This window comes from Achromobacter sp. D7-1 (assembly GCF_059760445.1).
Map to the genome: position 1 here is coordinate 47394 of NZ_JCBAMT010000010.1, position 25560 is coordinate 72953.

Sequence of the window (25560 nt, forward strand, 5' to 3'; positions counted from 1 at the left end):
GTGCCCCCACCGGAGTGTCAGCGTCGATCAAAAATATACCGCCACACGAGTGCCCCGAACTTTTAGCTTCTGTGGTTGCCTGGAAGGTACCTACTGCGGACGGCCGTGCTCACGTAGCACCGCTTTGGGTGAGTACATCAATACTGGTTCGGGCTCAATACGTGTACGTTAAGCTAGCGCCGATGCTGTATTGGTTTCTCTCCTGAACGATGGGGCTGTCTGCCGCGTCGCCAAGCAGCCGACGAGCCTCGGCCGCGACAGTCCACGACCAGGAATCGCTAATTGGAATAGTCCATGCTGCACCTAAGGCGACACTTTCGAGCCCTGCTTTAGGCGAGTATCTCCGGAAGCCAGAGCTCAGGGATTGCCGATTGCTTACTCCATACCAAGTACGCATGTAGTTGCCATCTCCAAAAGTTCCGCTCAGGGACAATGACGCCGTGCCTGCCGAGCCTTCGTAGAAGTTCGTGCTAGCGCCCAGATTGAAGAAAGTGTACGCGCTACCCACGTCACTGTTGTCGCCCTTCTTGAAAGCATGCACCAGGCTAGCTGATAGAGTTACTGGCCCTAGGCCGGTCTCGGCATCAATGCCGATCTGCGCGCGACTTTCCACGCTACCCATACCTCGGAGGAAGTTCGATCCCTGATCACTGCTGCTCTTACGATCTTTGCGCGACGCGCTGGGTGCAACATAGAAGCGAAATGTGCTCTCCAATGCCTGCGTTTCCCACCCCAAACCATAGTCAGTGTTTAGAAAGAACCCGTTCGGACTGCGTATCCCCAGACCCACAATCGGTACAGCGGCTGCCTCGTTGCTACCGCTATAGCGCGGCGCATAGCCAACGCCCACGGTGCCATAGAACCGCCATTCGTCTCCCTCGCCTGCGCCGGTGGCGACCGGCAAGCCACGCGACCCGGCGTTTCGCTGGCCGTAAGCGGAATTGATCTCAGCCATCTGCATGTTTTCCGCAGCAAAGGTGAGTATCGGCAAAGTCGCCAATGTAGCGGCAGCGGCGAGGCGCCAGAGTGTACGGCAAGCTTGAATAGATATAGTCATATTAGAAAAGCAGAACTCGAAAATAGATAAGTAATACTAAATTTGACGTTGCAGGTTGAAGGTCACGGATCGCCACAACCCGTTGTCCACCGCAAGCTCGACTGTCAAAGTTGACTGCCGCGCCCCCCGTATCGCAGATCCCCTTACCGTTAATCGGAGACCTCTCACGGTCGTACCGGTACGTAGTGACGGTTCGGACCAGTGGCATAGACGGCCAACGAGCTCGGCAATGTGTAGAGGGAAGCGAAGGATGAGTGAGTACCAAGTAAAAGCACTTTAAGAATTCACGTCTCGATACTATCCGCGCGATACGATCCGATCCTTCTGCATTTGTAGGAAGTTTGTGAAGATTAACTAGCTATCATGTGAAGATTCTTCACGCATCCCTATGCAACGTCGTCGCAATGCGTTGCGGCCCCAAGCCAAGAACAATAGAACTTGCAGGCCTCTGACGTCTGCCGAACGAGCGGATTCTCGGCCGTTCTCTAGACGAAGCAGTACCGCCCAGGGGGCCGTTTTAAGCTGGCCAGTCAGCCAATGCCCTGGGCAAACTGTGCACGCTCGAGGTGTCTGGTCTGGGGCGGTTCTAAATAGGCAATTCCATAGACCTGCGGCGCGTCCGCAGCACCGCCAGTGTGGAGCTTCCCCGGGGGATCCCTGCAGCACGGCTTCGCCTGCAGCCAACGATTGGCCATGCGTGCCGAAGATAAAACCTCCTAGCGCGATCGCCACGGATAGGCCGCATCGTGGAAATTCGGCCCGCAGTTAAAAGCTCGCAGGCCCGCCAACATCACGTCAACAGGCAAGGCTGTCCCGCACTACCAGATTTATCGCAAAAGGGCCGCCGTCGCATTTCTAGGCCGAGATTCCCAGGTCTCGAAATCATCTCGATCCCTCAGGGCCTAAGGGTGTTAGAAGGAGCGAATGAGTAGCGCCACAGTATCAACGCTAGGCGATCGGTGAAGAAGCACAATGCAGCTTCGTCATGGATAGAGAGCGGGGTCGCGGCAGAATTTCACCTGCCACCGACGCTGGGCAGCCGCTCCCGGGAAGAAGTGGCCAAATGGCCTAGGGGGTAGGCGTCAGATTCCGAGTGATGAGCATCACGCCCACATCCTTGGGTGTAGACCGTCATGGCACAGTACGTAAGAAGGACAGCAGGGCACTGTTGACCTCGTCCGCGCGTTCCGTCTGCATTCAATGCCCGGCACCTTCAAGGATAGTCGCCGAGCCCATGGCTTGTCCTACCCTTACGAGGCAACGCCGGGAAGGAGGCTGCGCCCCCCGAACTCGCTATTCGCGCATCGGCGCGACGTGCCGAGCGAGTGAGCCAACTCTTGAACGAAGTGGATGCGAAGCGTCTTTTCCATATTTCGCAGTGCTCCAGCGCTTTGGGCTTCCGATTAGGTGAAGCCCATTGCCGAGCATTTGCGCAGTACAGCTATGAACAGTCCGAGGCGTTGCTTTCGGGGCAAGGCACATCCGAACAGAAGCGCGAACGCAATGCCATGATGAAACGGTTGCAGCTGGCGCCGTTGTGGCGTGGCGGAAAGCCTATTCCGGCAGGCCCAAACGTGCCGGCCATTGGAGAACGAAGCGGGCCCCACCTAGCGGGCTATCTGAAATTGTGACGCTGCCCTGGTGGCTGGTCGCCACCCGATGAACGATAGCCAGCCCCAATCCCACCCCACCCGTTCCCCTGTCGCGGCTTTCATCCAGACGAATAAAAGGCTCAAAAATCCTGTCTCTGTCGGCAACAAGAATACCCGGTCCGTCATCGTCCACCCTCAGTACAAAGTCGCCATCCGAGCGAAGCTTCAATTCGACTTCAACTCTCTCATGCGCATACCGCACTGCATTCTGCAGCAGGTTGAGCAGTGCCCTGCTCATGTAGCGAGGATGCAGCCGGACTTGTGAAGGGTGACCGCCATGCACGACGCAGCGCACATTGCGAGCTGCTGCTTGATGCTGGATCATGGCTAGCGCTTTGGCTAGCCAATCGCTTGCATCAACGGTTTCCAGCGCTACGATTTCCTCGGAAGGATGTTCTAAGCGCGCATAGACCAGCAGTTCCGCCACCATATTCTCCAGCTCAGCGACGTCTGCCCGCATATCCTGGAAGACATTCTTATCTCGCGAACCTGCCTCTTCCCTATCCACCAAGTCGATTTCGAATGAGAGGCGCGCCAGCGGCGTGCGAAGTTCATGAGAGACCGCGTTAGTCAAATTTCGTTGGCCTTCGACCAGAGTGGCGATCCGCTCTGCCATGTAGTTGAAGCTTTCGCCAATATGCCGAAGGCCCGAGATTCGCGACAGATGCACGCGCTTGCCGAGGTTTCCCTGACCCATTTGCATGGCAGCGTTACGCAATGCGTCCATGTCACGCCACACGGGAAGCGCCCAAAGCACGAATAATGCAGTAGCCATCAGCAACGTCAACAACGCCCACGCACCCCATGTGAGCATCCTATCCAGGAAATCATCGCCAGGCAGACGCAGTTCCAGCCACTGCTTGGGCTCTCCCGGCAGTGGAATGATGAATGTGCTGTATTCGTCCCGCATTAGGAAGCCCGCGTGCGCCAGTTGACTGCGATCATGCTCTCCTAGGGTAACCTCTGCGTCGGCTAGCAATCGCAGTTCTGCACCGTAGTGTGGCAGCACGTTCTCACGCAAAAAAAGCTCTCGCTCAGCGGGTGCCACGGAGTCCAATTCTTTGTGCAACGAATGCACTTCACCGCGCATCGCCCGAAATGTTAGGTCGTCCAATTTCGGAGAAAAGAATGCGTTAAGGCCCTTGTCCACCAGTTGGAAGGCAGCTCCCAAGCTAAGAATGGCCATTAAAAAAAGATGGAGCGCGAACTTGAACATTGTTGGCTTTGAAGCGGCAGACGACCGCCTCCTACAGACGTGGCGAGGATACGATAAATGGAACGACACTATGCAAGCCAGTCCCGCCTACCAAGGTGTTGAAGCATTGACCGGCATCACGGCGAGAATCCCGCCCACAGCTCCGCACGCCCTTAGAGAAAATCTGTGAAGTTGAGAGAAGGATAATTTTTTTCTGGCTTATGCCACGCGGACTTGCCAACTGCGCTCACCGCTGTTGTCGCAGTCGCTTAAAGGTCAGCGTTGTAAGAGCACAGACTTTAGATACCCCATTATTCACTACATAGACCTGAGCGCTAAGGAACGCGACCGTCTGACCATTACCCACCACGTGAGCAACGCATCGTATGGTGTCTCCGACTGCAGGGATAAGAAAGGAAGTTTTGAACTCAAGCGTGATCATACTGTCGGACTCTTCTCCTACCCGCTCATCAAGCAGGCTAAGAGCTGCATAGCCCGCGGTGGCGTCCGCTACCATTCCAACAATTCCGCCTTGCACGGCACCACGGTGATGCAGCAAAGACGAACCAATGTCAGCAGACGCTTGACAACGCCCACGGGAAATGTCTTCTAGGCGTAAACCAATATGGCGATAGGCCGGTTCTTCGGCAAACTGTTGAGCAAGATGCCGTATTCTGTCTATATGCAGCTCTGGATGCGCGCCCGCAATTTCGATCATGGAGAAGCTCTTCATAAGGATGGCCTCTCAGTATCTTGCACTTTCCCGGGGGCTGTATTGAACGCTATTGCAGCGTGCTCCATGACTGCTCGCCCCAGCGACAATGCATGACCTTCGGGGAAGCGATGGCTGGACAGAAGGGAGTCCCGCTCGCTCAGCAGGTTGCGGTTGCTCGCCCCACTCCCGTCGCCAACCTAATATGGGCCGTCGCTGGAGATACATTGAAGCTGCGAACGTTCACTCGCCGAGCACCTTACGTAGCCATACTGCCATGTCACTCGCAACCTCGTGCATGCGGCTGGTTCCGCCGGGATCGGACAGCCGATGATCCAATTCGGGATAGGTTCGATAATAGATATTCCTGCTTCCAGACATGTGCAATCTAGCCACCAGTTCTAGCACTGCACTAGGCGATACGGCCTTATCTCGTCCAGACTGAATGATAAGCGCAGGCGCAGTGGTCTTTTTGAGCAGATTCAGTTGATCCAATGAAAGTGCTTCGCGCCACCAGTGGCACCCATGATCACTTACAATTAGCTCGTCGCAGATTTGGCTCCTAACTTGCCGAACGAGGTCACGAATTCCAGCTTCGGCATGTTTCTTTTGACGCGCTGACATCGGGTCCGCACTTACGCTGTACAGCATGTCGTCGATGAACCATTGTCCGCCGCCATTGAAGGCTATCGTCGCGGAGACGTACGGCGATATCGCCGATAACATGTGCGCCACCACAGCGCCCTCGCTTCCTCCGATAACAACGACCTGACGATACAAATGCATGCGCAAGACTTGGGTTAATACGGCATCAAGATCTCGCGTGCGTTGCGACAAGCTGTCATAGCGTAAATAGTCAAGAGGGCAATCGGCACGATCGACCTCGTCTTCATATGGCAGATGCTCATCGATGCCGTACTTCTCTACGCTCAACACATCCGCTTCAGGGATCACCCCAGCCAAGTGTTCCCAGATCGCCCGAATACGCCGCACGCTATTGCAGTCCGACCCCTGAATCACCAACAGCAATCTCTCCGATCGTCTAGAGTGATCGTAGCGATCCAAGTAGTAGGTAATGGCGGAACCATCGGCACGTAATAACTTTTTCATCGGGGTAGCCTCAGCGGCGCTCGCAGCCCCTGTTTGAGTCATCCCAGCCAACGCAATGATCAAGCCTATGCCTAGGCTCGCACAAATTCGCTTCATTATTTACAACCTCCCAAGTTCAAGATCGTGTGCCGCCAGCGCACCATCGTGACACCTGATGCTCAGTCGCTTTCCACCGTGATGTTCGCTAGGCAGGACAGCAACGCGGCCGGATGATAGCAAAGCCACGATCCCCCGAGCCCAGCAAGACTTGCGAGAGCACGGAGAAACGTGCAGTAGGCATCGAGTGGCGCGACTTATGAGGGGGAGCGGCTTGCGCGCGCTGCATGGATATCGCGCGAGGCATATTCCAGCCCCCAAGCGATCACTGCTGCCCCCCAACCTATTGCAGCGCAAACTTACCGTTTCCAGACCCAACGAGGCCTGAGTAATAGACATCACCTACATTCGAACATGGCCACGAAAATGCTAAGGACCGCGGGCTGGACCGCCTTGCTTACCGCATTGGCTGTGGCCGTAACACGCGGCGGATGGGCGTCTGGGCTGACCGGCTATGGCGGACACTCCAGTGTGGCGGCCGGTGCCGTATTCTTGGTGCTCATTGTGCGAGGACGCCATACGGCCCATGACCGGAGCGGCCTCTGACTACTCGCCTAGCTGACCTCCCCGCGCAGGCGTCGCGTCTCTTTATCGTAGGAGCAAGCCGCCGTTCCATGTGACCCGATTTTCACTTAACCGGCGACGTGCGCGCGACGTCCTCCGGGGCGCCGAGGTAGGATCTTGTGCTATTTTTCTCATCGAAAACTGAAACACCGGAACTCATCTATGGATCAGGACATTCGCCTCGCTATCGTCGTAAACCCCAGCCTACCGTTGGGCTTGCTAGCCAATACGGTCGGCGCCCTCTCCATTGGACTTGGCGCAAGATTTCCTGGCCTCGCGGCGAGGCAGCTCACTGACCGACAGGGCCTCACAATCGATATCAGCGCGGATAGGCCCGTGCCAGTCCTTCAAGCCGAAGCGGAAACTATTCGACTGCTCATGCTCAAGGCCATGTTAGAACCCAAAGGGCGGGCAGTTGTACCGTTTCCAGCCTTTGCGCGTTCGCTACATGCCTTTGCAGACTACGAAGCAGCTTTTCCTAGTTGCGACCTAACCGCCGAACCTATTGACGGTTTGGGGCTGGCAGGGCCTTCGAAATGGGTTAAATCGCTCACTGGATCACTCAAACTTCTGCGTTGACTCTGCGCCCGCGGAACAACGACACGCCCCGACCGAGCCGTGCGGAGATTCAAGACGTACGGCTCCTCCTTCCCTTGGTGAGAAAGCTCGCCTGGTGTCCTGCCCAGGGACGCCAGCCTCTATCACGCAGTTCCAGAGCGTCGCGCGCAATCCATAAGGCGGTCAGTTGCACAACCAGCTTCCTTACCTCGCATGTTGACTCCTCAGCGAATCACGCCTGTCCATACTTCTTCCACATTTCCTCGACGGTAGATCCACCTCGGCCGCGCAGACTGCTCTCCACATCACCTACAGAGAGTCGCGTCCATGTCCGAGAAAACCGCCAGCTTGCTGGCAGACGAAGCCCGCTATTGCTCATTCGGCGATACCGTCCACTACGTCAATCCGCCCAAGATCTTTACCGGCTGCGAAGGCAGCTACATGTTCGACGATGCGGGGACGCCCTACCTGGATCTGCAGATGTGGTATTCGGCGGTCAACTTCGGCTATAGGAATCAGCGTCTGGAGAACGCCCTCAGACGCCAACTCGAGACACTTCCGCAGATAGCCAGCCAGTATTTGCACCCGAGCAAGATCGAGCTGGCACGCTTCATCGCACAGGACGCGGAAAGGAAATGGGATCGCTCCGGGCGCGTGCATTTCAACGTCGGCGGTGCGCAGGCGATTGAAGATTCCCTGAAGATCGTGCGCAACGCCAGCCAGGGCAAGAGCCTGATGTTCGCCTTCGAAGGCGGCTACCACGGCCGCACGCTGGGCGCTTCCAGTATCACCTCGAGCTACCGCTACCGCCGCCGCTTTGGACACTTCGGCGACCGGGCGCAATTCGTGCCGTTCCCCTACCCGTTCCGTCGCCCCAAGGGCATGACGTCGGAAGAATACGCGGATTCGATTGTGCGGGAGTTTGCGCGCAAGTTCGAGAACGAATATCACGCAGTCTGGGATCCCAAGACTTCGCAATGCGAGTATGCGGCTTTCTATGTCGAACCGATCCAGGGCACCGGCGGCTACGTAATACCGCCGGCGAATTTCTTCACCGGCCTCAAGCGCGTGTTGGACCAGCACGGCATCCTGCTGGTGGTGGACGAGATCCAAATGGGCTTCTGGCGCACTGGCACCCTGTGGTCCGTCGAGAACTTCGATATCAAGCCGGACGTGCTGGTGTTCGCGAAGGCACTCACCAATGGTCTGAACCCTCTATCTGGCTTGTGGGCGCGCGAGGAACTGATCAACCCTGAGGTTTTCCCGCCGGGATCCACCCATTCCACGTTCGCCTCCAACCCATTGGGCACCGCTGTCGGGCTGGAAGTCATGAAAATGACCCATGAGATCGACTTCGGCCGCCAGGTGCGCGAATCGGGCACCTACTTCCTGGAGGGACTGCGAGATCTGCAGATGCGTCACCGCGAAATCGGCGACGTCGACGGGCTGGGGCTTGCCTTGCGCGCCGAAATTTGCACCGAGGACGGCTTCACGCCGAACAAAGCCCTGCTCGACCGTATGGTAGATATCGGCCTTGCAGGCGAGCTGGACTACCAAGGAAAAAAGCGCGGCCTGGTACTTGACGTGGGCGGCTACTATAAGAACGTGATCACCTTCGCGCCTTCCCTGATGATCAGCCGAGGAGAAATCGACGAGGCTATGGCACTGCTCGATCAACTGATCACACGTGCCAAGCGGACCTGATGTCCGCTGCCCGCATTCTGCGCAACGCGCTCGAGCCAGAGCCTCTGCTCGAGTGCTTCCTTGCATATCCCCCTGAAGGATTCGAGATACTGAGTCCCCTGCCCTTGCCCGTCTTCGCGGCACCGCTCGATTTGCTGACGACCGCCGAAGACGCTTTCAAGGCGCGTATCAGAAGCCTGCCCGGCTATGCCTGGTGGTCGCGCTGGCTCACGGTGCGCGCGGCCTTCGTCGGAACGACGGTCAGCGAGTACGCCCTGCTGCCTGCCGATTTCGATGCGCCCGCCTTGGCGCAGACCTTGCGGCGGCGCCCGGGCCGCCAATACGCACTGACCATTGTCAAGGACTTGCCGCAGCGATCTCCTCTGCTTTCTGAAGCAGACAACAAGATGGCGGATGCGTTCGCCCAGGCCTGTCTTGAGCAGGGTTACGTGATGGTGGAAGGCCAAGCGCTCGCGTATGTCCCTGTGGATTTCGACGACGGCGAAGCCTATGTGAACCGGCTACCCAAGAGCGCTCGTCGATACATACAGCGCAAACTGAGTACCCGTGATCGCATCGCGGTAAAACGTATCGCTACTGGCGTCGCGTTTTCGGACGACATGCTAGTCGACAGCTACTACGCGCTGTATCAGAACGTATACGCGCAGAGTGAAGTCCATTTCGACCGATTGACACGGCCCTTCTTCGCCGCGCTGTTACGCGACGATTCTACCGGCGGCATCGTATTCGAGTACCGGAACGCCGACACCGGCGCCCTGCTGGGCTGGAACCTCTGCTTCGACGACGGCAAGCGGCTGGTCGACAAGTACATCGGCTTCTCGTATCCGGAATCGCGCCAAATGAACCTGTACTTCGTTAGCTGGATGGTCAACCTCGAGTATGCGCTTGAGCGTGGCCTTAGCCACTACATCGCCGGCTGGACAGATCCGGGCGTCAAGGCATTGCTGGGCGCCCGCTTCACCGCGACGCGCCATGCCGTCTACGTCCGCAATCCGCTCCTACGCCTACTGGCCCGCCGGCTCGCAAACCGTCTCACCTCTGACAAGACATGGATCCATTCGTAAAGCGCCCCAGCTTGAAACAACGGCCAGTGGTGCTGGATACGGATGGTTCAGTGGGCGCGCTTCCGGGAGAACTCCGGCTGATATTGAACGATGATTGGCGCGAGGCTGTCCGCTTTGGCTGCCGTCGGGAAGTATTGCGCGCCTGCATGCGCAATCTGGAGAGCCGCATGCCGGCCACGAATGGGGGCGGCACGGTCTTTCTGGGTAGCGGCGACTTTCATCATCTTAGCTTGCCGCTGATCCAGCGCTGCGCGAACCTCGGCCGGCACGTCGGCCTCCGCGTGGTCGTGCTCGACAATCATCCTGACAACATGCGGTTCCCTTGGGGCATCCATTGCGGGTCCTGGATCCGCCATGTGGCGCGACTACCTCAGGTTGCACAAGTGCACGTCATCGGCATTACGTCCAGTGATCTGAGTGTCTCTCATGCCTGGGAACATCACCTGGGCTCGCTGCTCGCCGGTAAGGTCACTTACTGGAGCACTGGCGTCGATACGCGCTGGACGCGTTGGCTGGGCCTCCATCCACACTTTCGTAGCTTTCCGGACCGCGACACCTTAGTGCAGGCTGCCTGCCAGGAGTTGGCGGCAGAATCGCTGCCTACCTACTTCAGCATCGACAAGGACGTCTTCTCTGTCGAAGAAGTGCAAACAAACTGGGACCAAGGAGTGTTCCGCCACACCGATCTGAAGATGCTCGTCAAGGCCTTGCGCGGCCTGATCGTGGGCAGTGATGTAACCGGGGACGTCTCGGTATGGCGCTACCGAACCGCGTGGAAGCGCCTGCTCAGCTCCGCTGATGGTCAGAATACGGCGCACGAGGACGCTGAACTCCCCAAATGGCAGGCGCGTCAGAACGCCTTCAATTGGCAGATCCTCAAGCTGCTAAATGACGCGCACTGCACGGAACCGGCTTCTTTTCTACGTTCTGCCCCCGACAGCGGATTGTAGCGCCACAGTTGGCGTGCACACTGGCAACGACGGGTTGCTCACATGCCGGCCATCGCGTTGTGGCCGGCTCTTCCCCTACTTCCTAAGCCCTATATTCGTCATTGCGACCGCGCGGGCGCGGCCGCGGAGGATTCGCTGACGGCCAGGCACCCAACGCCTGCCAGGATGAGCACAGTGCCCGTGATCTGGGGCCAGCCTACGGACTCTCCAAACCAGAGTGCCGAGACCAATAACACTGCAACGATTTCCAGGTACGAAGCGGCGAACGCCGGCCCAATAGGCGCGTGCCTGAGCAGGACTATCCAGGCGAAGAACGCCCCTAGATAACCCAGTAAGGCGCCATAGATCCAGGGCTGGCCGAACACGCGCATAAACCAGGCCATTGAAAACTCCAGCGGCAAAGCCTGTTCGCCCGCCAGCTTGAAACTGACCTGTGCAAGTGTGTCGAATACCATCAATGCCAGGAATCCGATCAAATAGAAGCGTCGCATTCTGTGCTCACCCCCCTTTCAGGCTCACCACCGCCACGCCTACCGAGACCAGCAGGATACCGAGTACCCTCAGCGGCGTGAGCCGCTCCCGGAATACGATCCGCCCCAGCAGCATGACGATCACGATGCTGATCGACCCCAGCAGCACGCCGTCGGAAAGTGGCACCAGGGAAATGAACGCCAGCCAGAGGACGAATTCCAGCCCATAGCAGACAATGCCTATCCAAAGCCAAGGCCGGCTCGCCATCCCGCACCACCGATTCCTTCCTTCTCCGGCTTTCGGGTCGACGGCAGCTGCCTTGAAAACCAGCTGTCCTACGCTGTCGAACAGTAGGTTGAGGATCCAAAGCGCCACCACCAATGGCGACATCGCGTCACTCCACATTGACGGCCTCCTGGGACGCCGTCCCATCGACGATCCCGTTGACGAAAGCCGCCGCGCGGGCGATGACCTGACGGCGCTCACGGTCGATTGTGATCATGTGATAGCTGTCGCGGAGCAGTTGCAGGTACACGTTCGCATTGCGCGCCCTATGCACGATTTCGAAGGCATTCGATACCGACGCGATGTCATCGTGGCGGGCATGCATTACCAGGCACGGAGCCCTCAGGGCGTCCATCCGCTGCAATACCGACGCCGCCAGCTTTCGCATCTCGACCACCGACCACCAGGGATTGCCCGGCAAGCCCGACGCCGCGCTGTCGCCCGCATGCATTTGGGACACGACACGGGCGCGCAGCGCCTCATCCTTGATCCCGTAGGGTGGCCGTTCCAAGAACACGCGATTCTGACCTATGCCCAGCCCACGCAATAGGGGCAACAAGAAAGCCAACTTGGTATGGCGCGGCATACTCCAGCCATCATGACGAAAAACCGGCGACAAGGCCAGCACACCTGCCACATGCAGCGGACGTTCCTGCGCGAAGGCCAGCGCCAACACCGCTCCCATGGAGAGTCCGCCGACAATCACCCGGTCGACCTGCTTGGCCAGCAGATCCGCGCCGCGCCGCACGCTGGCCAACCAATCCAGCCAGCTTGTGTTCACCAGGTCTTCCTGCGTGCCGCAATGCCCTGCCAGCTTTACCGCGAATACCGTGTAACCCTGTAGGTTCAGGCCGCGCGCCAGTACTCGCATTTCATTGGGTGTGCCGGTCAGGCCGTGAACCAGCAGAATTCCCGTGCGGCCACGTGCTCCCTGCCCTTCGAGCAAATACTCGCCGGTCAGCATCTTCAGCGGCTCGATGCGGTCCGGCCCCTCGTGGAGGGCTGACGGAACACTCGATGCCGGCTTGCCGGCAGTCGCTGTCGTAACGATATCAATCTCGTTCACGCCGAGGACCTCTCTCCCTGGCCAGACAGGATGGCGGGTAGGTGCAACAACGCGTCATCGAAGTTTCCGAAAGCCTGGTGTGAAATCCTGCTTTTCCGGCAATACTCCAGTAGCTTGGCCTTGGCCAATACGTAGTCAGCCTTGCCCGATACGCAGTAGTCTGAACTGCCGTCTCCCACATACAACACAAGTTGACCGGACTCTCGCTGCTCCGCCAACTGGCCGCATTTGCAGTTGGCACTGGCGCAACCCGCCCTGGCCCAGGGAGATTCGAGCGTCCAGCGACGCGGTCCGACGGGCAAGAGTCGGTTGGCTATGATCGGCAGATCACCCAGCCCTTCTCGCGCAAGCACGACCTGGATGGCATAGTCCAGGCCGTCGCTCACCACCTGCAACCCAATTCCGAGTTTGCGCGTCGCCGACACGAACCGCTGGAAGCTTGGGTCTATCTTGATCTGGTCGAGGCTCTCCCGCAGCTCGGCCACGCTCATGTCCAGCAGTTCCACCTGGCGGCTCATGCATTCGCGCGATCCGATTTCCCCGCGCGCCCAAGCTTCTTCCAGCGCTTCCCAGCCCGGCATTCCGTAACTGACCAACAGGGTGTCGGTCACGTCCTGGAGGCTGATTGTGCCGTCGAAATCGCACTGGATGGTCCAATTGGAAGAATCATCATCAATCATGGAAAGTCACTCTTACGTTTTGGCCCACGAGCGCCTGGACGGCGCCATCGAACTCAAGGATGCACTCAACCACATGCACGGGTCCGCGCTGCACGTCGTCCTGCTGTCGTCCGTTGCCGTACATCGGACTGATACGCACCAGCCGCGCCTGCGGTAAATCGGTTGCGCCTGGACCAGTATCCATATCTGAAGCCACCGTGGCGTGCATTCCCTCCCGTACGATCGAAACGTAGGCCGAGTTCAATTCCGCGCGCACGATCAGCGGACGGGCGGGCAACAGTGTCAGTGCCGTTTCACCCGCCTCCAGACGGGAGCCTTGCTGCGTCGAAATGGCCGCCACAACGCCGTCTTCGGAGGCGCGGAGAACAAACTGTTGGGCTTCCGCCTTAGCCTGCTCCAAGCGCTCCTCCGCCACTTCCACTTCAGCCCCAGCAACCGCGACAGCTGACATGGCCTCGCGCAAACGTTGCTGCGCCTCGTCGGCGAGCTGCGGCTGCGTAGCGCCCGCACGGGCCGCTTGGGCGTATCGTGCTTCTATGCGCCGAAGCTCTGGAAGACGTCCACTTTCTGCCTGAAGCCGGATGCGGGCTAGTTTTAGCTCCGATCTGGCGACCGACACAGCGGCTGAGGCTTGATCATTGGCTTGCGTCAGCAACAACTGACCGCGCTTTACCTGATCGCCTTCGCGTACCATCAAGGAGGTCACCGATCCCGCGACGGCAGACGCAAGAAAAGCCAGCCCGCCGTCGACCTCAATCTTGCCCCGAGCTACCGCGGCAGGCCGCCGAACTTCACGTACGTTCTTTTCCAGAATTTCACTCGGCACGCTATGCTCGGAACATGAAGTCAGCCCGAGCGTGGACGCGATTAGTAGTGCGCGCCATCGCGCTCCGGATGAAAAATCCATGTTCGTACTCCTTGTCAATCTGCTACGTTGCGCCGATCGCTGCGTATGGCGCCGTCTTCCATGCCGACTACGCGGTCGGCGTGCTTCACCAAGCGCGGGTCGTGGCTCACGCATAGCACGGTGGCCCGGTGCTTGCTGGCAAAGCGATGCAGGATATCGACCACTCGTTGTCCGTTCTCCGCGTCCAACGCACTAGTCGGTTCATCCGCAAACAACAATTTGGGCTCCTTGGCGATTGCTCTCGCGATGGCTACCCTCTGCTTTTCACCTCCGGAGAGCTGTGCTGGACGCATATGTGCGCGATGCGATAGTCTTACTTCGTCCAGCGCATGTCGCGCCAACTTGGCACTATCCGCGCTGCGCATGCCCAAATAGCCTAGCGGTAGCTGTACTTGCTCCAACGCAGTAAGCGCCGGGAACAGGTTGAATCCCTGGAAAACGAACCCCGTGTGTCTCAAGCGAAAGTTCTCTCGCTCCTTTCGGCTCATACCGCCCAAATCCACACCAAGCGCGCGCGTATGACCCTCGTCAGGGTGCTGAAGGCCGGAGAGTAGCGAGAGCAACGTGCTCTTGCCACATCCGGATGGCCCGGCGACCAAGGTCAGTTCGCCGGGATACACAGCCAGCGACAACCCTTGCAGTACCCGAACCCGCACCACTCCGGACAGGAATGACTTTCCGAGCTTGATCGCCTCCAGACTCGGTGCCGGCATGTCGCGAACGGTTGCCCGTTCGATGCAATAGTTCGTCACTTCCGTCTCCATCAGCGAAGCAATAGCGAAGGATCGGTGCGGATCAGGCCAAGCACCGCCATCACGCTGGAAAGCAGCGCCATGAGCGCCACCAACGCGGCGCATCCCAAAGCCGCTATCGGCGTCATTGCAACTGGAACGTGGTACGCGGCGGCAAGCGCCAGTAGCAGTGCGCTAACCGCAGCGGCTAGCAAAAGGCCGAGTCCTCCCACCATGCACGCCTGTTCGATCACCACACGCGCCAGCGCGCCACGGCTTGCACCAAGCGCATTGAGCGTCGCGTATTCGCGCGCCGATCCCCCCACCACCGCTGCAAAGGACTGATTAGTGATCACGGCGCCGACCAGACAAACGATCAATGCCATGAACAGCACTGCTGTGCCAGCCCCGGTATCCAGTAGCCAATACTGCTGAGAACGTTGGGCGAATTCCTGTGCCGTCCATATTTGAAGTGGACCGAAGCTGGACCCAGTCCCCGCTAGTCTGGCCTGTACTGCGGCAGCGCGACTAGGGTCCGCCAGCCGCGCCACAAAGTAGGTGCTGCCGTGGCGTGCTTGCTCCCCGGCGATCGCGCGCGCCGTATCCAGCGAAGTCAGCACATTCACACCGCCCAGCCCTCGTAGCCCGGGAAGTACGGCTGTGACACGTACTGGGTGCTTATTGATCCAAGCACGCCCCCCTTCGACGACTCCTAGCGAATCCAGGTCGGCGCTGTCCACGATGACCGCGCCGGGCTCCTGCAGGCGCTTGCGCAGTCCAGTGGGAAGCAGTTTCGAGAACAACATGGCGTCGTCGTTGGTGGAGATGCCGGACAAGTACACCGATACGCTGCCCGCATCCACCCGCTCAGGCGTCCAATCTCCGTCGACCCACTGATACGGCTCGACCGCTGCGACTTCCGGCTCCATGCGCAGCCGCATTTCGGCATCAGCGTCGACCACGCGACCGAAGTTGACACTTTGGGTGCCGGGATAGCCAGCCCATAGGTCCCCCGACGAGGCGCTCACGTACAACGCCGCAGTACCAAAGATGCCCAGGACCAGCGCCGCCTGCACCACCAACATCAGACCTGAAAAGCCCACGGCCAATACCACAGGCACGAAGCGCCGCCACTCATGGATCAGGGTCTTGCGCGCCAGACCAATCATGGGTTGGCCTCCGTCGATTCCAACAGCGGCGCACCGCCCAATGCCTTGCAGAGCGCGATGAAAGCGAGCGTCCTTGCACCCTGGGCCAGTTCCAGATCCGCCTGCGCCTCGAGAAGAGCCCGTCGCCCATCCAGCGCATCGAACTCGCTCGAAAGCCCCAGCATCGCCAGCCGACGCTGGGTGGCGGAGCGCTGCTCCAGCATCCGGCTCGCCTCGCCTAACGCCTTGACGCGCTCTCGCTGCCGCTCCAGCGCGGACAGCGCCTCCTCCACCTCGGACACCCCCGCCAGTACGGCTTTGCGATATCCCAGCAACGCGGCATCGATTCCTCTCTCGCCTGCCTTGAATTGTGCCTGTCGAGCTCCCCAATCCCAAAGTGGAACGTCAATAATCGGTCCGACGGAAGGCACAAAATTGTTGTTGGAGCGCCGATTCTGCGTAGCGTTGTACGAGTACAGAATCGAACCGCCCAAGCTGAAGCGGGGATATAGCGCCGCCCTTGCTAAACCCAAGCGCGCTGCAGCCTGCAACACTTCGGCTTCGGCTTCGCGAATGTCCGGCCGGGAACGTAGTAGATCGGCGGGCACCTCCTGAAACGAAAAAGCCGACAACCCTTGCGGCGGCGGCACCGCGTTCCAAGCGGGATCCGGCGCATCTCTGCCGAGCAAGAGTGCCAGCGCACGCGCCGCACGGTCGGCAATCACGCGCACAGAGGCCAATGCCGCCTGACCTCGCACCGATCTCAAGATGGCGGAATCGATCTCCTGCTGGCTCCCAAGACGGGCATCGAACCTCACCCGAGCCAAGCGTTCCGCCTGCTGGTCCATTGCCGCAATCTTCTTCAGCAACACGATCTGCCCATTCGCCACACCCAAGTCAAGATAGTTGCGGACTACAGCGGCCACCACCAGCACTCGCAATCCCTGCTGCCGCGCCTCCGCACGATCCACGTCCGCTTCAGTCAAGAGACGACCGCTTTCCGCCGCACCAAACAGGCCCAACTCCCAAGCCATTTCGATGCTCGCGTGGTAGTAAGAGTCCTTCGCGGTTGCATCCTGAACAGGACGGCCTCCAGCGGAAAAGCTAGGAAGAAAGCGCGAGTGTGCGCGGCCGGCTATGTGGCGCTCGCCCTCTAGCAAGCGCGCGGACTGCTCAAGATCCAAGTTTCGTCGCAACGCTTCATCAACCAGCACGTCCAGCTTGGGATCATTCAGCACTCGCCACCAGGATCGAAAGTCCACCGCTTGCGCTCCCGACTCCGCAGTCTTTGACCACGTTCCGGGCACCTGCGCCGGCAACTCAGGGACCGACACGGACATACAGCCAGATAGCATTGCAGCGGTCAGTAGCGTGGCTAAACGAATTCTGGTTGAATCGGGACAACGCGGCATAGATACTGATGGCGAGGCAGACAGCCGCTACCATCTCGAATAGATGATGAACGTTGCCATCATGACCGCCTGAAGTTGCGTCGCCATGTGGATCTTGTGGAGAATTGATGAAGGCTACATGGCGAATCAAGCGGAGGACGACTACCTGCCCCTTCCGGCCGTCTTCCTCCGCTGGCCTATCGTCGGGAATCTCACCTGAATGCGCGCGCCCCCCCGCGTCGATCTTCCCGCCAAGACCGAGCCCCCATGCCGCTCCACTAGGGCCCGCACAATCGACAAACCTAGCCCCGAGCCGCCGCGCTCGCGCTGTTGGCCTGACTGAAGCGGAAACCGCTCAAAGGGGCTTGCGCGCATAGATACTGGCAACCCCGGTCCTGCATCGCTCACAGCGAGCACCGCAGCCCCCGCCTCGAAACTCACTTCCACGCCGATCCAGCGGCCGCTAGTCGCATAGCGCAACGCGTTTTCCACAATGTTCGCGAATATTTGCCGCAACCTGTCCGGATCACCCATGATGAAGTCGCGATCCACCTGAGGCTGGAACTTTGTCTCCACGGAGAAGCCTTCTTCGGAAAACCTCGCTTCGAAGCCAGCCAACCAATCGCCAACCAACGCCACGATGTCCACAGGCCGACTATGTAGCGACAGCCTCCCCGCGGAGGAGAGGGAAAACGTATGAAGGTCGGCCACCAGCCGTTCGAGGTGCAATGACTGATCCAGTAGCCCGCGCAATTCTATGTCGCTAACTGGAATTACCCCATCGCAGAATGCATATAGGCGCGCACTGAGCACTGCCAACGGCGTGCGCAACTCATGTGAGACCGACGCCAATGTCACGCGCCGCTCGCTGTCTAATGTCTCCAGAGACTCGATCATGTAGTTGAAATCGCGCACCATATCAGCCATTTCACCACGAGCTTTGCCGACATGAGCCCGGACCGTGAAATCCCCAAGCGCCACACGCGTGGCCGCCTCCGCCATCGAGTCTAGCGGCTGGGTGATCACTTTCGAAATCAAGAATCCCGCAGCCAAGCTCAAGGGCAAACCGAGCACAACTGCAAGGACCAATGCCAACTTTTCAGCGGACATGGGATCGATGTGCCAATAGTCGCCGTAAATCTGCATTGCACGCGCGCCCTCCTCCAAGCCTCGGGCTGTCAGATCCTCTAGCTCGGAGCGCACTTCGCGCGGAAGTGATAGATGGGAATCACGGTACTCCAGCTTCCAAAACAGAATCTGGCTGCCGGCAAGAATCAAGACCATCAGCGTCATGGCCACCGAGATGGCCATCCCAAAGCGGATCCAGATGCGGTTTAATTTTCTCGCCATAGGCGGTACCCCACTCCCCGCACCGTCTCGATCATATCCTCCTGCCCCACGGCATGCAGCTTCCGCCGTAGTTTGGACATATGGGAGTCGATGACGCGTTCCAGGGCATCGCTCTCCGGCAGGCAATGATCAATAAGGAAACTCCGCGAGAAGCAGCGGCGCGGCTGCGCGGCCAGGCAAGCCAACAGACGGAATTCAGTCAGGGTCAATTGCAGCGGCACAACGCGCCCACCATCCACGTGCGCAATCGCGACATGTTCCTGCTCGTCAATCTCGATGCCACCAACTCGAATCCGCGCGACGCTCAGAGGCACGCTGGCCCGCCGTAGAACCGCCCGTACACGCGCAACCACCTCTGCCGGATTGAATGGCTTGACAACATAGTCGTCGGCACCGAGGCGAAGCCCCAGCAACTTGTCGACATCGTCGGCGAGTGCCGTGACCATGATTACCGGTTTCTGCCCTTCCTCTCTAATCGCTCTCAGTACATCCAGTCCGTCAATGCCCGGCATATTAACGTCGAGAAGAACCGCGTCGGGTCGCATCTCGTGGAATGCGCTAAGTGCCTCAATCCCATTCGCCGCTGTGCAGGTACGAAAGCCGTCGCGACGGAGATAGGCATCCAGCACGCTAACTATTCCCGGCTCGTCCTCTGCCACGAGGACGAGTTGGTCCATGAAGGTACTCGAAGACGGATATGGCGTAGTCATGCTTCTAGGTTGCAAAGAAGCGAGGGGTTCGGCCGAGCACGGTCGGCAATGAGGCGTACCTACGAGAAATCTCGCCCCTTCTAGCTTCACATTTGGCACGGTGCGAGCATCAAAAATGGCGCTCGCACCCTCGTGTTATCAGCCTGCGGAATTCACCAAACCGGGCTGGCACAGGACACGAAGATACTTTCATGCCGAACTAGAATCAACAATGAACTATATAGTTTTGTAAAGTTATTCCTCTCGCCCTTTTCCCCCATAGAGCCGAAACATGAGTTCCTTTCACTTGTCGCGAATTGGAGAAGAACAACCACCAATGAGCGCACGACCGCCGTGTCGGCCCGAAGCCTTACCATCGACGCCCCCGGGTGACTGACCGCAAGAGAGTCCAACGTTTCAGAAATGCCGTGTGGATCAAAGGAGCGCCCGATCCGGCTGATGTTCCACCCTGTTTGGCCTGCGTAGCAAGGCTCGGATCCGGGCCAGAAGCACGAGCGGCCTCACGGGCTTAACCATGTAGTCGTCAACACCTGAGTCTAGGGCGAGAACCTGGCTCCGGTAGTCCTTGCTGCCGCTCAACATCAAAATTGGCATGGCGGAGAATGCACGCAATTCACGGCATGCCCGCAGGCGATCGAAATTCACTGCCTGTAGATCGAGGATCGTGATCGCAGGATCATAGTGCCGAACACGTTGAACGAGGTCTTTCCCATTGAAGAAAAGAGCGACTTCGAACCCGTTCTGCTCTAGAAGACTAGCGGTTGACCGCGAGACTTCCTGATCGTCTTCGACAAGCAGTACTTTTCCCGAATAGGGGGAAGGTCGGGACACGGTCATTTCCTTTTGGACCAGCGCCAGGCGCACCGGCCGTAATCGGTTTGCCGCGGCATTGGGGCTGAACATTTCGGAGACAGCGCGGGCGATGGCATCAACGGGACAACCTCGCGTTCTTCGTGGACCAAGATCCGAGAGTTTTTCGCCGAACATTGGTGAATGATGCCAGCATCACCGCATGACATTGCGTAGCCATGCAAATCTTGTGGAGAACTGATGAACACGGCATGAAAAATTATGCGATGGGTGGCTACACTCAGGTCGAGTTCTCGCCGCTTCTAAGATGGCAGTGGTGTAGTACGGAATCCAACCTGAGCACCCGAGGGAGAGCGCGGCGACATGCTCCGTAGTATGTAGCGTTCCGCGAGCGGAAAGCCGCGTGAATTAGCCGGATTTCAGCTCGGCAAGGGTGGTGCCCTTGTCGGCCGTACGGCGGGAAACAGACTGGCCGGGAAGTGTTATGACCAGAGCTATACATGATCGAGAATGGCGCCGAGGGCAAGGCGCACTGCATTACGTTTCAGCCCACGACGGATCTGGAGCAGCATCCGACCCGGGCCCCATGCACCATTCGCCGGAGGCGAGCGCTGATACCGCAAAATTATTGGTTCTTCCGCAAACGGAGGTGCAGCCTTGTCCGTCGAGCAGGACTTGCGCAATACACTAGCACTGTCGCCAGCAACATCCGTTTCGTCTGAGGACTTCCCGCCTAAGTGCCTGTAGAACCCACACTGCCAAAGGTGCGGAGCATGCCAATCGCATGCTAGCGGCCAGCCCCTCGCGCTGATGTCGCGCCCTCTACAGTCCTTGCTGGCACGGCGCATAGCAAAGGCCACGGCATCGAGAGCTGTTCATTTAGCCAGAGTGCCGCTTGCGCAAGGACATTGCCCATCCTATTGCTACCGTTCACGTCGACCATTCCATGGTCATATCCGGGGAACTCCCAATATGTAAGATTGCATCTACGTGCAGCCGCAAAGCTATCGCTGGTAGCACGAGCGGCTGCAATTGGCGCGGAGCGATCTAGTCCTCCTTGGATCAGCAGAAACTGTGCCTCGGACCGTAGCATGTCATCCACAACCCTCCGATCAATTGCGTCGGCCCAAAAACGCAAACTTTGACCGGCCAGCCTTTCACTGCTCTCTGGGTACTTCCGGGCCTTCTCGAATCCCGCGTCCACGAGCGGGTGCATTTCCTTTGGCATGGATTCCCGCACCATTTCACCAAATGAAATGCCGCCTGCGGTCGAAAACAGAATTACCACCCTGGGGCCAACCTGTTCAGCCAGAATCGCGGCGACCAGCCCCCCCTCAGAGCCTCCGAGCAGAACCAAATCACCATTCCACCAAGGCTCCGTGCGCAGTTGCTCGAGAATCTGCCGATAGTCAGCAACCCGCTGAGAAACCGTATGGTGCTTAAAGAAGGAGTCACTGCAGTTGTCGTGGTCGTCGCGGGGATTGTCACCTGGCTCCACGCCGTATTTTTCAACGGTCAAGGCCGCTAGCTCTGGAAAGAATGAGCGTGTGACGATCAGATTTTCGTTGCGTACTTCGGACAGACATCCAGATCCTTGCGCCAGCACTATCAGACCGACCTTTTCGAGGCCGGCAGGCTTATCCAAACGCCAATCTATTGTACTTCCGTCCGTGCGCTTTGATGTAGCAGCTTCCGGCTTGGCTGTGCCGAGAGCCGGAATGGCCACGAGACATAACATGAGGACTATGCAGAGTGTTTTCATAACAGAACTTTAACAACTCATCGAACCAAAGACGTTCGTAAAAAAACACCGATCGGCGCTCAAAACTCTTGCATTCCCCCCTCAGGTTGCGCTTTATGTTCCGCACCTTAGCAGGCTGCCTGGAAGGCATTTTTTTGTTCCTTTTGTGCCGCTGTCCGGATCAAAGCCCTTGTCTTGTCCGGCTGGCGTGCGCGCTTAAGCAACCACCGCGAGTTCGAGAATGTCGTCGCCGAACTCGCCTCGTTCCTTGTAGGCGTCCAACCAGGTATCGGTAGAATCCACACGAACGTACCGTGGGATCACTCGCACATGCGAGAAACAGACGTTTGAAATCCAGACGCACTAAAGTCCCAACCATTATTCCCAGCAAAATCTGGCCAACTCCCTGGCCTTCATATTCGGGAGATGGAGTCATTTCCATAAGAGAAATGGGAAGTATCACACTTGCGGCCTGCGGCAATAAGCCAGGAAGGCGGAATGCTCGAAGCATTCCAGCCCCGCCCCCCGGCCGGGTAAGCCAAGCCGACTACTTGGGAAGCGTCCGTAGGAACGACAATAGGGCAGCGTTGACATCGTCCGACCGTTCCGTCTGGATCCAATGCCCCGCACCTTCCAGAAAGGTCGCCTGACCCATAGCTAGCGCAGCTTCACGAAATCCCGGGAACTGCAACACCGTATCCAAGATGCCGCCTACGTAGGCAGCGGGGACTGGCAAGGCCATACCATTCCAGGGTGCGGTATCTTCCCAATTGCGTTGAAACACCCGATATCCGTTCAGCCCGCCGCGGAACCCTGAGCGGGAATACGCTGCAGCATAGACTTCGAGATCGGCATCAGAAAGGAAATTCATAGGCCCTTCGGGCTCCGGCAGTGCATCCACGAGTGTTCCTCCTTCAGGAACCGTCATGAGAAAAGGTGCCCGAGGATTCAAGCCGGAATTCGCGTAGATCAGCCGCCGCAAGGTTCGTTTGACGTCCCTTTCCAGGTCTCGCTCTGCCACGCCTGGCACCTGGAAATACTGCATGTAGAAACCGGGAGGCACCACACCTTCAAACGCCTCCAAAATGCTGAAGCTCCCCCGTGGAATATAGGGCACAGACAATCCCATCACGCCCCGCACGCGGTCGGGACGCATTAGCGCCGCATGATATGCGGCAGAGGTGCCTGCGTCATGCCCCACCAACACGGCTCGCTCGATGCCCAGAGCATTCATCAGGCCGATGACGTCGCCCACGGTCTGGGTGACACCATAGCTACCGACGTCGGAAGGAGCATCCGATTCTCCATGCCCCCGCATATCGAGTGCAATGGCACGATAGCCCGCCTCAGCGAGCGCCGGCAATTGATGGCGCCAGCTGTACCACAGCTCAGGGAATCCGTGGCAGAAAATAACAGCGGGACCGCTTCCGGCCTCTACATAATGCAAGCGGGCGCGATTGACCCCGATATGGTGATGGCTTAATTGAGTCATACATCTTCCTTTAGTGAGAGCAAACTTAGCTCTGGCAGCGAGGTGCCCGAGCTCATTGGCTCGAATGTCTGGAGAGCGTCACGCGTTTGGATTGAGAAGCAGTTTTTCCCCAGTTGCGCGCTTATTGCATCGAGCGATCGTGCCCGGCTGCAACAACTCCTGAAATGAGATGATTCCAGAGTAATGGCTGGAAAATGTCGTCTTCAAGCCGCCGAGGACACGCCTTCTCAACGTATCGACGCTTTCCGGACCTATCCTTTGCAGGAATGAAAGCAACAGCCAGCCTCCCATCCCCCAGGCCATGCCAAAGTTGCGCTGGAAGCGGGTGGGACCGCTATCCAAACCTCCGTACAAATAGACCTGCTTGTGCGTCGTCGAACCGTAGCGGCTGTACTGCCCACCAGATCTGCTCAAGACTGTCTCCATGCAGCTCAGGATCTCTCCGCCAAGTGCTCCGCCTCCTGTGGCATCGAACGCCAACGTAGCGCCGGTGGCAGCGATTGCCTCGATCAGATCCTCTATAAACGTAGGCTGACTGGAATCGCAGACATGAACTGCCCCCTGAGCGCGGAGCTGGTCCGCTTGCCCTACTTTTCTGACGATGTTGACCAGACCGATCCCTTCTTCGAGACATATCTTGTTCAGCATCTGTCCCAAGTTCGATGCGGCGGCAGTATGGACCAATGCGGTGTGCCCCTCGCGGCGCATGGTTTCAACCATACCGAGCGAGGTCAGCGGATTGACGTAGGCCGAGGCACCTTCCGCCGGCGTCATGTCGTCCGGCAGTGCCAAGCATTCGATTGCAGGCACGCACCGATACTGGGCATACATGCCACCGCCAAAGAGGGCGACCGTCTTACCCTCCAGCGCCCGCGCAGCGGCGGCTGTTCCCGTGGCCACGACCACGCCTGCACCTTCGTAGCCGATGGTTAGCGGACGCCCCGTGCGGCCGGCCATGCTCGCCATCGCGACCTTGGGGATGTCGGCCAGAATAGCGGGGTGTCCGGCCATGCTGCCCGCTCTGGCGGTACTCATGTCGGCCGCGCCGAACAAGAGCCCCAGGTCGGACGGGTTCAAAGGCGCGGCCTCGACGCGAACCAGGACCTCATCGGGGCCCGGGATAGGCACAAGCGCGGTTGCCAGCGACAGTTCCAGCTCACCGTGCTCGCGCACGAGGGATTGGAGCTGAAGATAGGTGGGTGCATTGGGCATAATCATGGACTCGACGGTGCGCCAGTCTCTACCGCTCCGTCCGCCACGACGGTATTACTCAGAGCTCCGGCGGTTGGAATCGAAATGACAAGCTCGTCACCAGGTCTCAAATACCGGCCAGTAAACGCCCCGACCCCTGCCGAAGAGCCCGTGATGATGACGTCGCCCGGTTGGAGATGAAATGGCTGTGATACATACTCGATCAGGCTGGCAAAATCGAAGTACAGATCATCCATCGTCAGACGCTGCCGCAGCTCGCCATTGACGCGGGTTTCGAGCACCAGGTCGGAAACAGGTCCGGCCTCGTCCAGCGTTGTAAGCCAGGGACCAAATGATCCGCTTTGGGAAAAGTTCTTGCCGGGAGTTACCTGCTCCGAATGCAGTTGGTAGGCCCTTACCGACCCATCGTTGTAGCAAGCAATACCGGCGATATGATCTAGAGCGTTGGCCTTCGAGATATAGCGCCCTGCACGGCCAATGATGATTGCCATCTCCCCTTCGTAGTCCAGCGTCGGCGAAGCCTTCGGAACAACGACGGCTTGCCCGTGGGCGACATGGCTCGACGGTGCACGCAGGAACAAGCGGGGATAAACTGGCTCCCCAACCTCCGTCTTGAAGTAGTCGGCCGCTTCCTTTGCGTGGCTTTTGGTGTTCAGCCCCACGCCTATGATGTGTGCCGGATTCGGGATCGGAGGCAGCAGTTCGATCTCATCAAACCCATAATCAGGCTCCGCATCCTTGCAGTCCTGCGCCAGGTGTAATCCCAGACTCAGGAGAGTCTTCAGGTCGGGCACATCGAGGCGTCGCTTCAGATCGATGACGGCATTGCCAACCACGATGCCGAAAGATTCCACGCCTTCATACCTATAGCTTGCTAGTTTCATGGCATTCCCGTTTTCAGTTG

The 25560-nt window shown here is 58.5% G+C and carries 25 protein-coding genes and 1 pseudogene; 6 read left to right on the plus strand and 20 right to left on the minus strand.

Annotated elements, in window-relative coordinates; all coding sequences use genetic code 11:
* Positions 1-154 precede the first annotated feature (154 nt).
* The 4 genes from AC6LKD_RS06665 to AC6LKD_RS06680 form a co-directional block, all read right to left on the minus strand.
* Entirely contained in the window at positions 155-955 is an 801-nt protein-coding gene (locus AC6LKD_RS06665; protein WP_498115593.1) for a MipA/OmpV family protein, read from the minus strand.
* Between the two features lie 1656 nt (positions 956-2611).
* Complete coding sequence (locus AC6LKD_RS06670) at positions 2612-3925, minus strand: ATP-binding protein (protein WP_498115594.1); 1314 nt, start codon at positions 3923-3925, stop codon at positions 2612-2614.
* A gap of 226 nt (positions 3926-4151) precedes the next feature.
* The gene (locus AC6LKD_RS06675; RefSeq protein ID WP_498115595.1) at positions 4152-4637 is read right to left on the minus strand and encodes a PaaI family thioesterase; all 486 of its coding nucleotides are present in this window, start codon (positions 4635-4637) and stop codon (positions 4152-4154) included.
* A gap of 222 nt (positions 4638-4859) precedes the next feature.
* Complete coding sequence (locus AC6LKD_RS06680; RefSeq protein WP_498115596.1) at positions 4860-5789, minus strand: prolyl oligopeptidase family serine peptidase; 930 nt, start codon at positions 5787-5789, stop codon at positions 4860-4862.
* A gap of 181 nt (positions 5790-5970) precedes the next feature.
* Between AC6LKD_RS06680 and AC6LKD_RS06685 the strand changes: the two are divergent.
* From AC6LKD_RS06685 to AC6LKD_RS06710, 6 genes and pseudogenes are all read left to right on the plus strand, one after another.
* Positions 5971-6147 (plus strand): annotated as a pseudogene (locus AC6LKD_RS06685) (IS3 family transposase); the annotation flags it as partial.
* 29 nt (positions 6148-6176) lie between these two features.
* The gene (locus tag AC6LKD_RS06690; RefSeq protein ID WP_498115597.1) at positions 6177-6368 is read left to right on the plus strand and encodes a DUF3325 family protein; all 192 of its coding nucleotides are present in this window, start codon (positions 6177-6179) and stop codon (positions 6366-6368) included.
* Between the two features lie 180 nt (positions 6369-6548).
* On the plus strand, positions 6549-6965 hold the full coding sequence (locus tag AC6LKD_RS06695) for a DUF2000 domain-containing protein (protein WP_498115598.1): 417 nt from the start codon (positions 6549-6551) through the stop codon (positions 6963-6965).
* 306 nt (positions 6966-7271) lie between these two features.
* Positions 7272-8648 (plus strand): aspartate aminotransferase family protein, encoded by a 1377-nt coding sequence (locus AC6LKD_RS06700; protein ID WP_498115599.1) that lies wholly within the window; start codon positions 7272-7274, stop codon positions 8646-8648.
* Entirely contained in the window at positions 8648-9712 is a 1065-nt protein-coding gene (locus AC6LKD_RS06705) for a GNAT family N-acetyltransferase (RefSeq protein ID WP_498115600.1), read from the plus strand. Before AC6LKD_RS06700 ends, AC6LKD_RS06705 begins: the two co-directional genes overlap by 1 nt.
* Positions 9697-10662: a hypothetical protein gene (locus tag AC6LKD_RS06710; RefSeq protein ID WP_498115601.1), complete on the plus strand. Its 966-nt coding sequence runs from the start codon at positions 9697-9699 to the stop codon at positions 10660-10662. The genes AC6LKD_RS06705 and AC6LKD_RS06710 overlap by 16 nt, the downstream gene beginning before the upstream one ends.
* A 98-nt stretch (positions 10663-10760) precedes the next feature.
* On the opposite strand, the gene AC6LKD_RS06715 is transcribed toward AC6LKD_RS06710, so the two are convergent.
* From AC6LKD_RS06715 to AC6LKD_RS06790, 16 genes are all read right to left on the minus strand, one after another.
* The gene (locus AC6LKD_RS06715) at positions 10761-11153 is read right to left on the minus strand and encodes a DMT family transporter (RefSeq protein ID WP_498115602.1); all 393 of its coding nucleotides are present in this window, start codon (positions 11151-11153) and stop codon (positions 10761-10763) included.
* A gap of 7 nt (positions 11154-11160) precedes the next feature.
* Complete coding sequence (locus AC6LKD_RS06720; protein WP_498115603.1) at positions 11161-11523, minus strand: EamA family transporter; 363 nt, start codon at positions 11521-11523, stop codon at positions 11161-11163.
* 4 nt (positions 11524-11527) lie between these two features.
* Positions 11528-12382 (minus strand): alpha/beta hydrolase, encoded by an 855-nt coding sequence (locus AC6LKD_RS06725; RefSeq protein ID WP_498115643.1) that lies wholly within the window; start codon positions 12380-12382, stop codon positions 11528-11530.
* Between the two features lie 98 nt (positions 12383-12480).
* The gene (locus tag AC6LKD_RS06730; protein WP_498115604.1) at positions 12481-13164 is read right to left on the minus strand and encodes an MtnX-like HAD-IB family phosphatase; all 684 of its coding nucleotides are present in this window, start codon (positions 13162-13164) and stop codon (positions 12481-12483) included.
* Positions 13157-14071: an HlyD family secretion protein gene (locus AC6LKD_RS06735; RefSeq protein WP_498115605.1), complete on the minus strand. Its 915-nt coding sequence runs from the start codon at positions 14069-14071 to the stop codon at positions 13157-13159. Before AC6LKD_RS06735 ends, AC6LKD_RS06730 begins: the two co-directional genes overlap by 8 nt.
* 14 nt (positions 14072-14085) lie before the next feature.
* Positions 14086-14835, minus strand: coding sequence for an ABC transporter ATP-binding protein (locus tag AC6LKD_RS06740; RefSeq protein ID WP_498115606.1), 750 nt, complete (start codon positions 14833-14835; stop codon positions 14086-14088).
* Entirely contained in the window at positions 14835-15971 is a 1137-nt protein-coding gene (locus AC6LKD_RS06745) for an ABC transporter permease (protein ID WP_498115607.1), read from the minus strand. Before AC6LKD_RS06745 ends, AC6LKD_RS06740 begins: the two co-directional genes overlap by 1 nt.
* Positions 15968-17188 (minus strand): TolC family protein, encoded by a 1221-nt coding sequence (locus AC6LKD_RS06750; protein ID WP_498115608.1) that lies wholly within the window; start codon positions 17186-17188, stop codon positions 15968-15970. Before AC6LKD_RS06750 ends, AC6LKD_RS06745 begins: the two co-directional genes overlap by 4 nt.
* Before the next feature lie 315 nt (positions 17189-17503).
* Positions 17504-18691 carry an ATP-binding protein gene (locus AC6LKD_RS06755; RefSeq protein WP_498115609.1) on the minus strand — a complete coding sequence of 396 codons (1188 nt, stop codon included), beginning with the start codon at positions 18689-18691 and terminating at the stop codon, positions 17504-17506.
* Positions 18676-19368 (minus strand): response regulator, encoded by a 693-nt coding sequence (locus AC6LKD_RS06760; protein ID WP_498115610.1) that lies wholly within the window; start codon positions 19366-19368, stop codon positions 18676-18678. Before AC6LKD_RS06760 ends, AC6LKD_RS06755 begins: the two co-directional genes overlap by 16 nt.
* Positions 19369-19815: 447 nt before the next feature.
* Positions 19816-20388, minus strand: a complete 573-nt coding sequence (locus AC6LKD_RS06765) for a response regulator (protein ID WP_498115611.1) — start codon at positions 20386-20388, stop codon at positions 19816-19818.
* A gap of 610 nt (positions 20389-20998) precedes the next feature.
* Positions 20999-21856, minus strand: a complete 858-nt coding sequence (locus AC6LKD_RS06770; RefSeq protein ID WP_498115612.1) for an alpha/beta hydrolase family protein — start codon at positions 21854-21856, stop codon at positions 20999-21001.
* Between the two features lie 277 nt (positions 21857-22133).
* Entirely contained in the window at positions 22134-22463 is a 330-nt protein-coding gene (locus AC6LKD_RS06775) for a GNAT family N-acetyltransferase (protein WP_498115613.1), read from the minus strand.
* A 36-nt stretch (positions 22464-22499) separates the two neighbouring features.
* Positions 22500-23444: an alpha/beta fold hydrolase gene (locus tag AC6LKD_RS06780; RefSeq protein ID WP_498115614.1), complete on the minus strand. Its 945-nt coding sequence runs from the start codon at positions 23442-23444 to the stop codon at positions 22500-22502.
* 78 nt (positions 23445-23522) lie between these two features.
* Positions 23523-24662 carry a zinc-binding dehydrogenase gene (locus tag AC6LKD_RS06785; RefSeq protein WP_498115615.1) on the minus strand — a complete coding sequence of 380 codons (1140 nt, stop codon included), beginning with the start codon at positions 24660-24662 and terminating at the stop codon, positions 23523-23525.
* A complete protein-coding gene (locus AC6LKD_RS06790) occupies positions 24659-25540 on the minus strand; it encodes a fumarylacetoacetate hydrolase family protein (protein WP_498115616.1) in 882 nt (293 codons plus the stop codon). Before AC6LKD_RS06790 ends, AC6LKD_RS06785 begins: the two co-directional genes overlap by 4 nt.
* Between the last annotated feature and the right edge of the window lie 20 nt (positions 25541-25560).

What these genes read in the sequence shown, in the direction of transcription:
- AC6LKD_RS06665 (WP_498115593.1), bottom strand. Translation starts at nt 955, where the DNA reads ATGGCTGAGATCAATTCCGCTTACGGCCAGCGAAACGCCGGGTCGCGT.
- AC6LKD_RS06670 (WP_498115594.1), bottom strand. Translation starts at nt 3,925, where the DNA reads ATGTTCAAGTTCGCGCTCCATCTTTTTTTAATGGCCATTCTTAGCTTG.
- AC6LKD_RS06675 (WP_498115595.1), bottom strand. Translation starts at nt 4,637, where the DNA reads ATGAAGAGCTTCTCCATGATCGAAATTGCGGGCGCGCATCCAGAGCTG.
- AC6LKD_RS06690 (WP_498115597.1), top strand. Translation starts at nt 6,177, where the DNA reads ATGGCCACGAAAATGCTAAGGACCGCGGGCTGGACCGCCTTGCTTACC.
- AC6LKD_RS06695 (WP_498115598.1), top strand. Translation starts at nt 6,549, where the DNA reads ATGGATCAGGACATTCGCCTCGCTATCGTCGTAAACCCCAGCCTACCG.
- AC6LKD_RS06700 (WP_498115599.1), top strand. Translation starts at nt 7,272, where the DNA reads ATGTCCGAGAAAACCGCCAGCTTGCTGGCAGACGAAGCCCGCTATTGC.
- AC6LKD_RS06705 (WP_498115600.1), top strand. Translation starts at nt 8,648, where the DNA reads ATGTCCGCTGCCCGCATTCTGCGCAACGCGCTCGAGCCAGAGCCTCTG.
- AC6LKD_RS06710 (WP_498115601.1), top strand. Translation starts at nt 9,697, where the DNA reads ATGGATCCATTCGTAAAGCGCCCCAGCTTGAAACAACGGCCAGTGGTG.
- AC6LKD_RS06715 (WP_498115602.1), bottom strand. Translation starts at nt 11,153, where the DNA reads ATGCGACGCTTCTATTTGATCGGATTCCTGGCATTGATGGTATTCGAC.
- AC6LKD_RS06720 (WP_498115603.1), bottom strand. Translation starts at nt 11,523, where the DNA reads ATGTCGCCATTGGTGGTGGCGCTTTGGATCCTCAACCTACTGTTCGAC.
- AC6LKD_RS06725 (WP_498115643.1), bottom strand. Translation starts at nt 12,382, where the DNA reads ATGCTGACCGGCGAGTATTTGCTCGAAGGGCAGGGAGCACGTGGCCGC.
- AC6LKD_RS06730 (WP_498115604.1), bottom strand. Translation starts at nt 13,164, where the DNA reads ATGATTGATGATGATTCTTCCAATTGGACCATCCAGTGCGATTTCGAC.
- AC6LKD_RS06735 (WP_498115605.1), bottom strand. Translation starts at nt 14,071, where the DNA reads ATGGATTTTTCATCCGGAGCGCGATGGCGCGCACTACTAATCGCGTCC.
- AC6LKD_RS06740 (WP_498115606.1), bottom strand. Translation starts at nt 14,835, where the DNA reads ATGGAGACGGAAGTGACGAACTATTGCATCGAACGGGCAACCGTTCGC.
- AC6LKD_RS06745 (WP_498115607.1), bottom strand. Translation starts at nt 15,971, where the DNA reads ATGATTGGTCTGGCGCGCAAGACCCTGATCCATGAGTGGCGGCGCTTC.
- AC6LKD_RS06755 (WP_498115609.1), bottom strand. Translation starts at nt 18,691, where the DNA reads ATGGCGAGAAAATTAAACCGCATCTGGATCCGCTTTGGGATGGCCATC.
- AC6LKD_RS06760 (WP_498115610.1), bottom strand. Translation starts at nt 19,368, where the DNA reads ATGGACCAACTCGTCCTCGTGGCAGAGGACGAGCCGGGAATAGTTAGC.
- AC6LKD_RS06765 (WP_498115611.1), bottom strand. Translation starts at nt 20,388, where the DNA reads ATGTTCGGCGAAAAACTCTCGGATCTTGGTCCACGAAGAACGCGAGGT.
- AC6LKD_RS06775 (WP_498115613.1), bottom strand. Translation starts at nt 22,463, where the DNA reads ATGCTTCGAGCATTCCGCCTTCCTGGCTTATTGCCGCAGGCCGCAAGT.
- AC6LKD_RS06780 (WP_498115614.1), bottom strand. Translation starts at nt 23,444, where the DNA reads ATGACTCAATTAAGCCATCACCATATCGGGGTCAATCGCGCCCGCTTG.
- AC6LKD_RS06785 (WP_498115615.1), bottom strand. Translation starts at nt 24,662, where the DNA reads ATGATTATGCCCAATGCACCCACCTATCTTCAGCTCCAATCCCTCGTG.
- AC6LKD_RS06790 (WP_498115616.1), bottom strand. Translation starts at nt 25,540, where the DNA reads ATGAAACTAGCAAGCTATAGGTATGAAGGCGTGGAATCTTTCGGCATC.